Consider the following 14,294-nt stretch of genomic DNA (forward strand, 5'->3'; position numbering starts at 1 on the left):
AATGGTTATGTTAAATGTTTTTGTAATTAATATTTAATATTTCAAAAATTTTTTTTATTTTTTTTTCAGATTTAATTCCTGGTTTTTTTTCTACTCCAGAATTTATATCTAATCCAGAAAATCCTAAAGTAGATGCTTGTTGACAATTATTTATGTTAATTCCTCCGCTTATTAGAATATTGTTATATTCTTTTTTTTTTAATAATAACCAGTTAAACTGTTTTCCACTACCACCTTGATCATTATCGTATAATGTGTATTGTATATTTTCTATTTTTTTTGTAGGAATTACGTTTTTAATACTGAAAGCTTTCCATATAAAAATTGAAGAAGATAATTTTTTTCTTAATTGGTTAATATATTCTTGATTTTCATTACCGTGAAGTTGTACACCATACAGATTAAGTTTTTCAGTAATATATATAATTTTTTTTATACATTCATTTTGAAAAACACCAATATATTTTAAATTAATTGATTTAATTATATTAAAAGATTGTGAAATATTAATTTTTCTTTTTGAAGACTTAATAAATATCAATCCACCAAATATTGCACCTACTTGCTTCGTTATCTTAGCGTCAATAACACGTGTTAAACCACAAATTTTATTTTTACCAAATATTATACTATGTATACCTTTTTCCACATTTTTTTTATTCATAATAGATGATCCAATTAAAAAACCATGTACTATATTTTTAATATTTTTTATAGTACGATAATTTTTAATTCCTGATTCACTAATTGTAATAATTTCTTTCGGGATTAGGGGGGCTAGTTTAAAAGTATTATTAATATTAATACTTAAATCATGTAAATTACGATTATTTATTCCAATAATTTCGGATTTTAATAAAATAGCTCTTTTTAATTCATATTTATTATGGATTTCAGTAATTACATGCATATTTAATTTTTTTGCAAGATTATATAAATGTATAAATTGTTCATTATTTAAAACTGATAACATTAATAATATTGCATCTGCTTGAAAAAATCTTGATAAATATATTTGGTAAGGATCAATAATAAAATCTTTACAGAGTATTGGTTTTTTTACTATTGATTTAACTATTGGAATATATTCAAATTTTCCTTGAAAAAATTCTTCGTCAGTTAAAACTGAAACAGCTGATGCATATTTTTTATAAATGTTAGAAATATAATGAATATTAAATTTTTTTTGTAATATTCCTTCTGAAGGAGATTTTTTTTTTATTTCTAATATTAATGCCGGTTTTTTCTTTGTTAAAGTTTGTTTAAAATTTTCAGTACTAATTTGAATTTTATTTTGAAATGTATTTAATGGTTGAATTTTTTTTCGATTTTTAATCCAATCGATTTTCGAGTGAATAATTTTTTCTAAAATTGTTGTATTCATACTATACCAATTTTTTTTATTTGTAATATTTTTTTGTATACGATTCCACTTTGAATTATTTCTAAAGCATGTTGCGCATTTTCTTTTAAATTGTTATATCCAAATATTTTTAAAACCATTGCTACATTAGCAGAAATTATTTGTGCATGTTGAATATTACCATCTCCCTGCAATAATTTTTTTATCAAGGTATAATTTTCTGATGGAGTACCTCCCGATGATTTTTTTATATCTAATGGTTGAAATCCAAAATCTTTAGGTTGTAATATATATGAAATAATTTTACCATCATATAATTCTGATACGTGTGTTTCTCCTGATAAACTTACTTCATCAGTATTATTACTAGATAATACTATAGCTTTTTTATAATTTAGTTTTTTTAAAATTTTGATTATTATAGAAATCCATTTAATATTATATACTCCAATTAAAGTAAATGGTGGACGAGATGGGTTAGTTAGAGGACCTAAAATGTTGAAAATAGTTCTAGTACTTAAAGTATGGCGAATATGATGTATATTTTTATAACCTTTATTATAAAATGGTGCAAATAAAAAACAAAGATTAAATTTATCTAACGATAAACGTGATATTTTTGGTTCTTGTGTTAAATTAATTTGAAACTTTTTTAAAAGATTTGAAGAACCTGATGTACTAGTAATTCCAATATTACAATGTTTTGCAATTTTTAATCCTAAACTTGCTGCAACAAATGCACTTACAGTAGAAATATTAATATCATTATTATTATCTCCTCCAGTTCCTACAATATCAGAAAAATTATATTGTGGTGTAGGAAATTTTTTTGCTTTTTCTAAAAATAAATGAGTCATTCCAATAATTTCATTAATAGTTTCTCCTCTCATTTTCATAGCGATAATAGATCCAGCGAGCTCAATTTCTTTTATATTTTTAAATAATATATAATTAAATAATTCGTATATTTCACTTTGGTTTAAACCATGTAAAGAATATATTTTTTTTAAAATTTTTTTCATATTTTTTTTAAATTATTGTGTTTGTAAAAATTTTTAATGTTTAAACAGTATGATGATTAATTTTAATTTTATTTTATTAAATAATAAATACTTGTTAATTTTTTTTATTCATTATTTAACTGAATACATTAAAATTTATATTAATTTATAAATTTTACTTGAATATTTTACCTCAAAAAATTTTTTTTATAAAAAAAATATTTTTAAATATATAATTGTAATTATTAATTATTTTAATATATAAAAATATATATTTTCTTATAAAATTATTTTTATAATTTTTATTTCATAAATTATAATTTTATCAAAAGTTCAAGTATTTTTTAAGAAATTTATATAAAAATATATATATTTAACAATATTTATTTTTTTTAATTTTTAAAATATTATAAAATAAAATATAGAATAACTATATTGAAAATAATTCATTTTTAATTAAAATTAATTAAAAAATATTAATAGTTCTTTATTTAATTTTTAAAATAAATAAAAAAATATTTTTATTTATTTTAAAATAAAGATTTATATATATTAATATAATTAAATATTAATATATAAAATTTAAATAATCTAATAATATTATATGATTATATAAATATTAAAAATAATATATAAATTTTAAAAATTAATTCTTATTAGGTAAATAAAATGTGTTTGGAAAGAGTGCAAAAAGTTTTATCTAGAAGAGGTTATGGTTCTCGTAGGATGATAGAACAATTAATTATTGCAAAAAAAATTATTTTAAATAAAAAAATTGTAGTATTAGGAGATAAAATAAATATATATAAAAAAAATCAATTCATTATTGATTCTATTAAAGTTACTATTCAAAATGAAAAAATACAAAAAAAAATGTTGCTTTATCATAAACCTATAGGGGAAATATCTACTCATTATGATCCATTTCATAAAAATACTGTGTTTAAAAATTTACCTGTAATTAAAAAGAATCGATGGTTATATATAGGAAGATTAGATATTAATACCAGTGGATTATTGTTATTTACAAATTGTGGCATAATTGCTAATTATGCTATGCATCCTAAAAATTTAATTAAAAGAGTATATTTAGTACGTTTTTTTGGAACTTTGAATAATAATAAAATTAGTTTATTAAAAAATGGTATACAATTAGAAAAAGATTTTATTGCATTTAAAGAAATAAAATTACATAATCATAACAAAACTAATAAATGGTTAAAAATTACTTTATATGAAGGTAAAAATAGAGAAATAAGAAAGTTATTAAATTATCTAAATATACAAGTATCACGAATAATTAGAATAAAATATGGAGATGTTAAACTACCATTTTTTTTGAAACCAAAAAAATGGGTATATTTAAATTATAAAAAAATTAATTTTTTAAAAAAAATAGTTAATTGATAATAAAAATTTATATATTACAACAATGTTTTTGATATTTAGTCATTTTAAATAATGATTAAAAATTTTTACTAGAAGGAATACTTATGCACTTAATTTATAATTATGTTTTTTTTTTAATTAAAATATTAACAGTTTTTTTTATTTTAATATGTTTATTTAAATGTCAAAAAAAAGAAAAAATCAATTCTGGTAAAATGATTATTACTTCATTAAGTGATGATTTTAATAATATTAAAAAAGAAATAAAAAGTTTACAAAAAAAGAACAAAAAAAAAATGTTTTTAACTTCAGAAAATTTTATTGCTTTTGTTAAAAGAAAAATAAAACAAATAATACATTATTTTTATAATTCCAAATTACATATAGAATTTCAAAAACCAGTATTATATGTATTAGATTTTAAAGGCGGTATTCATGCAGAAGAAGTGACATCTTTAAGAAACGAAATTTCTGCAATTATATCTGTAGCACAACATCATGATGAAGTTTTACTAAGATTAGAAAGTCCAGGTGGAACAGTAAATGGTTATGGTTTAGCAGCAGCTCAATTACAAAGGTTACGAAACGCTCATATAAAACTTATTATTTCTGTAGATAAAATTGCTACTAGTGGTGGTTATATGATGGCTTGTGTTGCAAATCATATAACAGCTTCTTCTTTTTCTATAATTGGTTCTATTGGTGTATGTGCTCAACTTCCAAATTTTTATAAATTTTTAAAGAAGAATAATATTGATGTAGAATCTCATTTTTCAGGAGAATACAAACGTACTTTAACTATGTTTGGTGAAAATACACCTAAAGGAAGAGAAAAATTTTGTCAAATATTACAAGACACTCATGACTTATTTAAACAATTTATATTAAATATGAGACCTCAATTAAAAATTGAAGATATATCTAGTGGAGAACATTGGTTTGGTACTCAAGCATTGAAAAAAAAATTTATAGATAGTATTAATACAAGTGACGATATTATTCAAATAAAAATGAAAAATTTTCATGTATTACAAATACAATACGTAATTCAAAAAAAAATGTTTTTTGAACGTATTAGTAATATTATATTATGTATATTTCATGACTTCTATCAATTTTTTTTAAAATTTTTTTTAAAAGTATAAATTTGATGTGATATATATCAAAATATTTTTTAAAAATTTTTTTAAAATTTATTTAATTGTTATAAAATATATACAAAATATAAAACAATTATTATTAAAAATTTAAATTAATAAAAATAAAAATATTTGTATTTTTTTATATATTAACAATTGTCAAAGATATATTTTTGTTATGTAATTTTATTACATAAAATTTTTTTAATAATTTATTAAAAATATTTGAAAAATTTTTTGAAAATTTTTTTCAAATATTTTTTTTCATTTCATATTGTTTTTATTTTTTTTAAAAGATCTTGCATAAGTTTGGAACTTCCTATAAAAATATGTAAATTATTATTTAAGTTAATATTTTCATTTTTATTATGAGAAATATGATTAAGTAATCCCCCTGATTCTATAATATTTAGTTTTCCTGTCATTAATTTAAAAAAAGGAATATGACAATAAATTAACCCATCAATTCTTCCAACAGAAATATAAGCTAAATTTAATGTTAATGATCCTGTACATCTGAAAGTAATACCATCTATATATAATAAATTTATTAATTTATGATATAATTTATTTTTATTAAGATTAAAAATATCATGATTATTAATTGTAAAAATTGTATTATTGATAGATTTAGGTTGTATACATCTTGTTCTAAAACCATTTAATTTAGATCCCTGTCCTCTTACTGCAGTAAATAATTCATTGTGTAGAGGATCATATATCACTGATATTTCTATTTTTTTATTAACTAAAATATTAATAGAAGTACAAAAAAGTGGTATTTTTTTAACAAAATTTTTTTGACCACTTATTGGATTAATAATCCAATAAACTTTATTATTTTCAATTTTTTTTTTTTTATCAAGTACTAATATTGTTTTATGATTGGGGTAAAACTTTTTAATCATTTTAATCATAATTTTTTCTGATTGAATTACAATATGAGTAACAGAATCACTGTTGTTATTTTGATAATTTTGTGTAAAAGATTGAGAATCATATGCTTGAAGAATAGATACACCTACTGTTCGTACTATACGAATTGCTATATTTAACATAGGATGCATAATGTCTTTCCTCATGACTATTTAATTAATTCAATAAAAAATATTATTCTTTAGAACTATAATTAGTGTTTAATATTTAAAAAAATATTTCAACATATAATGGAAATAAAAGTCATGGATATTATACAAAATAAAATTAATTTATTTGAATATGATATACATCATATGAGACAATTTTTTCTTTCTATTCAAGAAAAAAAATTTCGTGCAGATCAAATTATGAAATGGATTTATCATCAAAATTGTACTAGTTTTGAAAAAATGCATAATTTACCAATCGAATTAAGATTGAAGCTTGTTAAGCTTGCGTGTATTATACCACTGAAATTTATAAAAGAACAGCATTCTTTAGATGGATCTATAAAATGGGGTGTATTAGTAGGTAAACAATTAGTAGAAGCAGTTTATATGCCTGAAAAAAATAGAAATACTCTATGTATTTCTACACAAGTAGGATGTGTTTTAAAATGCACATTTTGTTTAACTGGAAAACAAGGTTTTAAAAGAAATTTAACAGTATCTGAGATTATTGGACAAATATGGTTAGCAAAATATATTATTAATAAAACAAAAAAAAAAAAAAAAAATATGTTGATTACAAATATTGTATTAATGGGAATGGGGGAACCATTATTAAATTTTAATAATGTTGTTACAGCTATAAAAATTATGCAACATCCATTATGTTTAGGTTTTTCAAAAAGAAAAATTACATTATCTACTGTAGGTATTGTTCCTGCAATAAAAAAATTGATGAATACAGTTGATGTAAATCTTGCAATTTCTTTACATGCACCGAATGATGATTTAAGAAGTAAAATTATGCCTATAAATAATATATATAATATTAAAGATATATTATCTGCTGCAAAAAAATATATTCAAAAATCTAAAGCAAATCGAAGTGGCATTACAATTGAATATATAATGTTAAATAATATTAATGATTCATTAATACATGCATATCAATTAGTAAAAATTTTATCTAATATAAAAAGTAAAATTAATTTAATTCCTTATAATTATATAACTGGATCTTCTTTGAATTGTAGTTCTCAATCTCAAATTAATCTTTTTTATAACTTTTTATTAAAAAAAAAGTGTTTGGTTACTATAAGAAAAAATAGAGGAATAGATATTCAGGCTGCATGTGGACAATTAAAAGGAAATATTCAAACAAAATAAAAAAAGATTTTTTTAATCTATTTTTATAGATATATTTATTTTTAATGATAAACAATAATGGTGTTATTTGAATTTAATCATTTTAAGTATATTTAAACTTTTTATTAATATTATTAATTGTAATTAAGATAAGGAATGATAATGAATATAAATATTCAATCTATTCGAGGTATACACGATTATCTTCCTAAAGATGCGGAAAAATTTCGAAATATTGAAAATATTTTACTTTCAATTCTCAAAAGTTATTGTTTTCAAGAAATTAAATTACCGTTATTAGAAAAAACTGATTTATTTTATCGAACAATAGGTCCAAGTACAGATGTTTTAGAAAAAGAAATGTATAATTTTGAAAGTAAAAGTAATGAAAAAATTTCTTTAAGACCAGAAGGAACTATAAGTTGTGTGAGAGCTGTGATACAACATAATTTATTAAAACAAAATTTAGAACAAAGGTTATGGTACTCTGGTCCTATGTTTCGTTATGAGCGACCTCAAAAAGGAAGATATCGTCAATTTTATCAGTTAGGAACAGAAATATTTGGAATATCAGGGGAAGAAATAGAATTAGAATTGTTGACAATAAATTATACATGGTGGAAAAAACTTGGAATACATAAATTATTAAGTTTAGAAATTAATTCTATAGGATCTTATGAAGAAAGAAAAGAATTCGAAAAAAAAATATTATTATTTTTTAGAAAATATGAATCTATTTTTGATCATGAATTGAAAACGACTTTACTTAAAAATCCTTTAAGATTATTAGATAGCAAAAATCCTATAATAAAAAACATACTTTTTAAAGCTCCAAAACTATTTGATTCTTTACATCAAGATACTCATTTGAAATTTAAAAAAATTTGTATTTTACTTAAATTAATGAAAATACCTTTTATTGTAAACAAAAATTTAATTAGAGGATTAGATTATTATAATGATTTAGTATTTGAATGGACAATCAATGATGCCAATACACAAAATACTATTTGTGCCGGTGGTCGTTATAATCTTTTAATGAGTAAATTAGGAGGAACAAATACTCCTTCATTAGGTTGTGCCGTTGGTTTAGATAGATTATTATTATTATTAAATAAACACAAAATTTTTGATAAAAAAAATAATACCGTTGATATTTATATCATTTGTTTGGAAAATTCTATTCAATTGTCAGTATTAAAAATTTCTGCAATGATTAGAAAAAAATTTTCAAAAATTAGAATAAAAATAGATTTTAGTTCAAGAAAATTGTCAAAAAAAATAAAACATGCAGTTAATTCTTTTTCAAAATTAATGTTTATTTTTGGAAAAAAAGAAATAATGAATAATTGTATATTAGTTAAAAATTTAATCAAACATACTCAAAAAAATATTCCAATAGATCAAGTTATTAATTATTTATCATTTTTTTTTAAATATTAATTGATTGTATTAAATATATAATATCATTTATATTATACTTAATATTTTTAATAAAAATAATTATACAATAATTTCAAAGAAAATTTTAAATATTTAGGAGAATATATTGTTAAAATCAAATATATTATTAAAAAATTATGACAAAACTATATGGGATATATTACAACTAGAAAAAAAAAGACAAGAAGAACATATTGAATTAATTGCCTCAGAAAATTATGCTAGTCGACTTATATTAGAATTACAAGGATCAGAATTTACTAACAAATATGCAGAAGGATATCCTGAAAAAAGATATTATGGAGGATGTCAAAATGTTGATTTAATAGAAAATATTGCGATTCAACGAGCAAAAAAATTATTTCAAGCAGATTATGTTAATGTTCAACCTCATTCTGGTTCTCAAGCTAATTTTGCAGTATATAATGCTTTATTAAAACCAGGTGACTTAATTTTAGGAATGAATTTATCACATGGAGGACATTTAACACATGGATCTAAAGTAAATTTTTCTGGTAAAATATATAATTCCATATTTTATGGGGTAGATAAAAAAGGAGATATTGATTATCAACAAATAGAATATTTAGCTTATAAAAATAAACCGAAGATGATCATTGGAGGATTTTCTTCTTATTCTGGTCTTGCAAATTGGAAATTAATGCGTGAAATTGCAGATAGTGTTAATGCTTATCTACTTGTAGATATGTCCCATATTGCTGGTTTAATCGTGGCTCATTTGTATCCTAATCCTCTTTCACATGCACATATAGTTACTAGTACTACTCATAAAACATTGTCTGGACCAAGAGGCGGTATTATTTTATCTAATGAAAAAGATGAAAGTTTATATAAAAAAATTAATTCCTCTGTTTTTCCGGGTACACAAGGTGGTCCATTAGTTCATGTTATTGCCGCAAAGGCTGTTGCTTTTAAAGAAGCTATGGAAATAGATTTTCATAAATATCAAAAAAAAATATTATTAAATGCAAAAATTATGTCCAAAAATTTTATAGAGAACAATTTTGATTTAGTTTCAAATGGAACTAATAATCATTTATTTGTAATAAATTTAACAAATTTAAAAATTACTGGAAAACAAGCAGAACATGTATTACAAAAAGCAAATATTACTGTTAATAAAAACAGTATTCCATATGACGTATTAAGTCCATTTGTTACTTCAGGAATCCGTATTGGTACACCAGCTATTACAAGAAGAGGATTTACAGAATTAGACGCTTATCAAGTATCAGAATGGATAATAAAAATATTAAAAAACATAGATAATGAAACAGTAGTTAACATGATCAAAAAAGAAGTAATAAAATTGTGTCAACAATATCCTGTATATATTAAATAAAATATGGATAAATAATGTATTAGCTATGTTATAATATATATAACATAGCATCATTTTTTTTAAAAAATATTAATGATAATTTTCAAAATTTTTTATAGATTTATCAAAAATTTGTAATATTTTGTTTGTATAAAAATGTTTTTTAGAGGACACATATGGAATATTTCCTAAAAAGGGAGCAGCAATATGTTTTTTTAAACAAGATAAATATTCTTTTTTATAATTTTGTGTCGATAAAATATCATTACAAACCCAACCAAAAAAAGGTACATTATTATCAATAATAGTATTACTAGTTAATATTGCATGATTAATACAACCTATTTTTAATCCTACAACCAAAATTACTGGTATTTTTTCTTTAATTACCCAATCTGAATATAAATAATCATTAGATATAGGAGTATGCCATCCTCCAGCTCCTTCAATAACTATCCAATTACAATATTTTCTTAAAATATTTAAATTTTTTGACAAAATTACAGGATTAATTTTTTTGTTTTGTTTTTGTACAATAAAATGAGGTGGAAAAGGTTCATAAAAATTAAAAGGGTTAAGAATTTTATTTGGAAAATAAACGGAACTATTTTTTTTCATTAATTCTATGTCTGTTTTTTTTATATTATTTTCTTCTATAATATTAGAAGAAATTGGTTTATATCCTACTGTTCGATATCCATTTTTTGTCCCAATTTTTAGCAAAATACTAGAAAAAATTGTTTTTCCTACTTCTGTATCTGTTCCTGTAATAAACCAATTATTTTTCATATCATTTTTTTTTCGTCTTGTATTAAAGATAATTTTAAAAAAAAATTTTTGTAAAAAATTTAATATATTTTTATATGTTAATATGTATTGTATCTTTTTTACAACGATACAATACATACTTAATATTTAATGAAAATCAATTGTATATATAACAACTATTTTTTACTATATATTATAGTATTGTTTATAAATATTTTGTTGTAATACATATTTAATGTCATTTTCTTTTTTTTCATTAATATTTAAATTATCAGTAATAATACCAATTTTTTTAAAAAATTTAATATCTTGACTAGCTTCTACATTTTGTGTTGTAAGTAACTTACATCCATAAAAAATTGAATTAACACCAGCCATAAAACACATTGTTTGCATTTCTTCACTCATTTGATGCCTACCTGCTGATAAACGGACATAGGATTTAGGCATCATAATCCTTGCTGCAGCAATAGTTTTAATAAAATCAAAATTATTTATTTCTTCAACATGTTCTAGAGGTAATCCTGGTGTTTTAACTAACATGTTAATAGGAACGCTTTCTGGTTGTTGTTCAAGATTAGCAAGTTGCATAAGTAATTGTTGACGATCGTTTGATGTTTCTCCCATTCCTAAAATTCCTCCAGAACATACTTTCATACCAGATTGACGTACAATTGATAAGGTATCTAATCTTTCTTGATATGTTCTTGTAGTGATAATTTTGTTATAAAATTCAGGAGAAGTATCTAGATTATGATTATAAAAATCCAATCCAGCTTCTGATAACTGTTGTGCTTGATTTATATTTAAACTTCCTAAAGTCATACATGTTTCTAAACCCATTTTTTTTATTTTTGTAATAATTTCTACTAAATAAGGAATATCTTGATCTTTTGGGTTTTTCCATGCTGCTCCCATACAAAATCGATCTGCTCCTGATTGTTTAGCTTTTTTTGCAGATAAAATTACTTCTTGTATGCCAAGTTTAGCAGTTTTTTCTGTATTTTTTAAATTAGTTTTATATCTAGCACTTTGAGGGCAATATTTACAATCTTCTGGACAACCACCTGTTTTTAAAGATAATAATGTACTTATTTGTAATTTTAATGGATGAAAATTTTTTCTATGTATTGTTTGAGCTTCAAATAATAAATCTAAAAAAGGTTTTTTAAATAGTTGATTAGTTTCTTTCAAAGACCAGTATTTTTTCATTTTTTTATTTCTCTTTTTTTAGTATAATAATTGTATTTTACAATATGTTCTTTCATAAATAATATTAAAAATATATGAAAAAAATAGATCTACATTTTGATAAAAAACATATTTGGCATCCTTATTCTTCCATGTTATACCCAACAAAATGTTATCCTGTTATTTCTGCAAAAGGTATGTATCTAACTTTAGAATACAATAAAAAAATTCTTGATGGAATGTCTTCTTGGTGGGCAGCTATACATGGATATAATAATAAACGTTTAAATGATGCATTAAAGAACCAAATTGATCAAATGTCACATGTAATGTTTGGAGGTATTACACATATTCCAGCAATAAAATTATGTAAAAAATTATTAAATATTACAAATTTTAACTTTGAATGTGTTTTTCTTGCAGATTCAGGTTCTATAGCTATTGAAGTATCTATGAAAATGGCAATACAGTATTGGAAAGCTTTAGGAATAAAAAAAAAATATTTTTTGACAATAAAAAAAGGGTATCATGGAGATACATTTTTTGCTATGTCTATTTCTGATCCTAACAATTCTTTTCATAATTTATATAATCATAATATTATACATAATAATTTATTTGCAGAATCTCCTAAAATTAATTTTTTTGAAAAATGGAATAAAAAAGATGTATATTCATTTTTTACATTAATACAAAAATATCATACTGAAATCATTGCAATAATATTAGAACCTATTGTACAAGGTGTAGGAGGGATGCATTTTTATCATCCACAATACTTAAAAGAAGTAAAAGAATTATCTCAAGTATATGATATTCCTTTAATTATTGATGAAATTGCTACTGGTTTTGGAAGAACTGGAAAATTATTTGCTTATGAACATGCTAATATTATTCCAGATATTTTATGTATTGGGAAAGCTTTAACAGGAGGAATGATGACCTTATCTGCTACTCTTACGACAAAAAAAATTGCTGAAGTAATTAGCAATGGAAAAGAAAAATGTTTAATGCATGGACCAACTTTTATGGGAAATCCATTAGCTTGTGCGGTAGCAATAGAAAGTATTAGTATACTACAAGAACATCATTGGAAAAAACAAGTTTCTTTTATAGAAAAGAAATTAACATATTATTTTTCTTGTTTAAAAGAACATAAAAGAGTATTAGATGTTCGAGTATTAGGTGCAATTTGTGTAATTGAATGTAAGAAAAAAATCAATATTGAAAAAATACAAAAATTTTTTGTACATCATGGTGTTTGGATTCGTCCATTTAAAAATTTAATTTATGTTGTCCCAGCATATATTATTAAAGATTTAGAAATAAAAAAATTAGCTGACGCTATTACAATAGCATTAGATTATAAAAAATTTTTTCAATAAATAATAAATTGTTTTATATTTTTAATATGTTGTTACCCATAACGGATTATTGTTAATTGAAAAATTATTTAAAAAATGTAATAATCCTGTTTTATCATTCATATGATAAACAGTTAAAGAATTAGATTGTTGTCCCACAATAAATAGATATTGATCATTATGATCAATATGAAATGATCTAGGTTGTTTTTCAGTAATATAATGATTAATAATTTTTAATGTTCCAAATACTTCGTGAACAGAAAACACAGTAAGAATATTTGCACTACGATCTGTAGCATATAAAAATTTACCACATTGAGTAATATGAATATCTGCACCCCAAAATTTTCCTGTATATTCTATTGGTAACATATTAATATTTTGTATGATGTTTATATTTTCCATATTATGAATATTTATAACATCTACTGTACCGTTAAATTCGTTAATACTATATAAGTATTTTTTTGTAGGATGAAATGATAAATGACGGGGACCTGAATTTTTTCCCATAATTAAATGTTTTTTAAAATTTATTGTATTATTTTCAATCATTTCAGATATTTTATGCATATAAATTTTATTTTCTTTTAAAGCTGTTGAAAAAAGTATTTTATTTTCTATATCAACTTGAGAAAAATGACATCCATATATATTTTTTATTGTAAATAATATATGTTCAGGATATCCAAAATGATTTAATGAAATTAAATATATTAAATTTCCATGATATGAACTACAAAATAAAAAATTTTTGGTTTGATCTGTAGAAATATGATTAATTGGATATTCTAATTGAATAGAATGTACTTTATATATTTTTTTTTCGTTATCGATATAATAAGTATCTATTCGATTTTTCGGTCTGATTCCAACATATAGTAAGTTTTTTTCAGGTAATAATAAGATAGGTTGAGGTTCTCCTTCTGTGTTTATTTGTTGTATTTTAGTTAAATATTTTTTTTGTGATAATTTTAATATGTAAATGCTTTCAGTACCTGGTGCTGCAATATAAATAAATATTGACATAATTATTTCCAAATTTTAAATAATAAATTAT

12 protein-coding genes are annotated in these 14,294 nt (G+C 21.6%); 6 read left to right on the top strand and 6 right to left on the bottom strand.

From position 1 onward, the window contains the following. Positions 1–10 precede the first annotated feature (10 nt). Positions 11–1,384 (bottom strand): bifunctional indole-3-glycerol-phosphate synthase TrpC/phosphoribosylanthranilate isomerase TrpF, encoded by a 1,374-nt coding sequence (trpCF, locus tag D9V80_RS01080; RefSeq protein ID WP_158353386.1) that lies wholly within the window; start codon positions 1,382–1,384, stop codon positions 11–13. Next, a complete protein-coding gene (trpD, locus tag D9V80_RS01085) occupies positions 1,381–2,385 on the bottom strand; it encodes an anthranilate phosphoribosyltransferase (protein WP_158353388.1) in 1,005 nt (334 codons plus the stop codon). Before trpD ends, trpCF begins: the two co-directional genes overlap by 4 nt. A gap of 648 nt (positions 2,386–3,033) precedes the next feature. On the opposite strand from trpD, the gene D9V80_RS01090 reads away from it, so the two are divergent. Both D9V80_RS01090 and sohB read left to right on the top strand, forming a co-directional pair. Then, positions 3,034–3,771, top strand: coding sequence for a pseudouridine synthase (locus D9V80_RS01090; protein ID WP_158353901.1), 738 nt, complete (start codon positions 3,034–3,036; stop codon positions 3,769–3,771). A gap of 86 nt (positions 3,772–3,857) precedes the next feature. After that, positions 3,858–4,898: a protease SohB gene (sohB, locus tag D9V80_RS01095; RefSeq protein WP_158353391.1), complete on the top strand. Its 1,041-nt coding sequence runs from the start codon at positions 3,858–3,860 to the stop codon at positions 4,896–4,898. Between the two features lie 263 nt (positions 4,899–5,161). Here sohB and D9V80_RS01100 read toward each other — a convergent pair whose 3' ends face one another. Next, on the bottom strand, positions 5,162–5,959 hold the full coding sequence (locus D9V80_RS01100; protein ID WP_187306506.1) for an inositol monophosphatase family protein: 798 nt from the start codon (positions 5,957–5,959) through the stop codon (positions 5,162–5,164). Positions 5,960–6,073: 114 nt separating this feature from the next. Here D9V80_RS01100 and rlmN point away from each other — a divergent pair, with 114 nt between their 5' ends. From rlmN to glyA, 3 genes are all read left to right on the top strand, one after another. After that, positions 6,074–7,144 (top strand): 23S rRNA (adenine(2503)-C(2))-methyltransferase RlmN, encoded by a 1,071-nt coding sequence (gene rlmN, locus D9V80_RS01105; RefSeq protein WP_261978569.1) that lies wholly within the window; start codon positions 6,074–6,076, stop codon positions 7,142–7,144. Between the two features lie 141 nt (positions 7,145–7,285). Beyond that, the gene (gene hisS, locus D9V80_RS01110) at positions 7,286–8,566 is read left to right on the top strand and encodes a histidine--tRNA ligase (protein WP_187306507.1); all 1,281 of its coding nucleotides are present in this window, start codon (positions 7,286–7,288) and stop codon (positions 8,564–8,566) included. A gap of 106 nt (positions 8,567–8,672) precedes the next feature. Then, positions 8,673–9,929 (top strand): serine hydroxymethyltransferase, encoded by a 1,257-nt coding sequence (gene glyA, locus D9V80_RS01115; RefSeq protein ID WP_158353399.1) that lies wholly within the window; start codon positions 8,673–8,675, stop codon positions 9,927–9,929. 69 nt (positions 9,930–9,998) lie between these two features. Here the strand turns inward: glyA and bioD are convergent, their stop codons facing one another. Both bioD and bioB read right to left on the bottom strand, forming a co-directional pair. Next, the gene (bioD, locus tag D9V80_RS01120) at positions 9,999–10,697 is read right to left on the bottom strand and encodes a dethiobiotin synthase (RefSeq protein ID WP_187306508.1); all 699 of its coding nucleotides are present in this window, start codon (positions 10,695–10,697) and stop codon (positions 9,999–10,001) included. A gap of 165 nt (positions 10,698–10,862) precedes the next feature. After that, complete coding sequence (gene bioB / locus D9V80_RS01125; RefSeq protein WP_158353403.1) at positions 10,863–11,888, bottom strand: biotin synthase BioB; 1,026 nt, start codon at positions 11,886–11,888, stop codon at positions 10,863–10,865. A gap of 74 nt (positions 11,889–11,962) precedes the next feature. Here bioB and bioA point away from each other — a divergent pair, with 74 nt between their 5' ends. Next, complete coding sequence (gene bioA, locus D9V80_RS01130) at positions 11,963–13,252, top strand: adenosylmethionine--8-amino-7-oxononanoate transaminase (RefSeq protein WP_158353405.1); 1,290 nt, start codon at positions 11,963–11,965, stop codon at positions 13,250–13,252. A gap of 21 nt (positions 13,253–13,273) precedes the next feature. Here the strand turns inward: bioA and D9V80_RS01135 are convergent, their stop codons facing one another. Beyond that, on the bottom strand, positions 13,274–14,263 hold the full coding sequence (locus D9V80_RS01135; protein WP_158353407.1) for a beta-propeller fold lactonase family protein: 990 nt from the start codon (positions 14,261–14,263) through the stop codon (positions 13,274–13,276). Between the last annotated feature and the right edge of the window lie 31 nt (positions 14,264–14,294).

It is taken from the genome of Buchnera aphidicola (Thelaxes californica), assembly GCF_005080825.1.
Classification (GTDB): domain Bacteria; phylum Pseudomonadota; class Gammaproteobacteria; order Enterobacterales; family Enterobacteriaceae; genus Buchnera_I; species Buchnera_I aphidicola_V.

Excerpts from the sequence above, each read along its gene's own strand:
- trpCF (WP_158353386.1), bottom strand. The coding sequence starts at position 1,384 with ATGAATACAACAATTTTAGAAAAAATTATTCACTCGAAAATCGATTGG.
- trpD (WP_158353388.1), bottom strand. The coding sequence starts at position 2,385 with ATGAAAAAAATTTTAAAAAAAATATATTCTTTACATGGTTTAAACCAA.
- D9V80_RS01090 (WP_158353901.1), top strand. The coding sequence starts at position 3,034 with ATGTGTTTGGAAAGAGTGCAAAAAGTTTTATCTAGAAGAGGTTATGGT.
- sohB (WP_158353391.1), top strand. The coding sequence starts at position 3,858 with ATGCACTTAATTTATAATTATGTTTTTTTTTTAATTAAAATATTAACA.
- D9V80_RS01100 (WP_187306506.1), bottom strand. The coding sequence starts at position 5,959 with ATGCATCCTATGTTAAATATAGCAATTCGTATAGTACGAACAGTAGGT.
- rlmN (WP_261978569.1), top strand. The coding sequence starts at position 6,074 with ATGGATATTATACAAAATAAAATTAATTTATTTGAATATGATATACAT.
- hisS (WP_187306507.1), top strand. The coding sequence starts at position 7,286 with ATGAATATAAATATTCAATCTATTCGAGGTATACACGATTATCTTCCT.
- bioD (WP_187306508.1), bottom strand. The coding sequence starts at position 10,697 with ATGAAAAATAATTGGTTTATTACAGGAACAGATACAGAAGTAGGAAAA.
- bioB (WP_158353403.1), bottom strand. The coding sequence starts at position 11,888 with ATGAAAAAATACTGGTCTTTGAAAGAAACTAATCAACTATTTAAAAAA.
- bioA (WP_158353405.1), top strand. The coding sequence starts at position 11,963 with ATGAAAAAAATAGATCTACATTTTGATAAAAAACATATTTGGCATCCT.
- D9V80_RS01135 (WP_158353407.1), bottom strand. The coding sequence starts at position 14,263 with ATGTCAATATTTATTTATATTGCAGCACCAGGTACTGAAAGCATTTAC.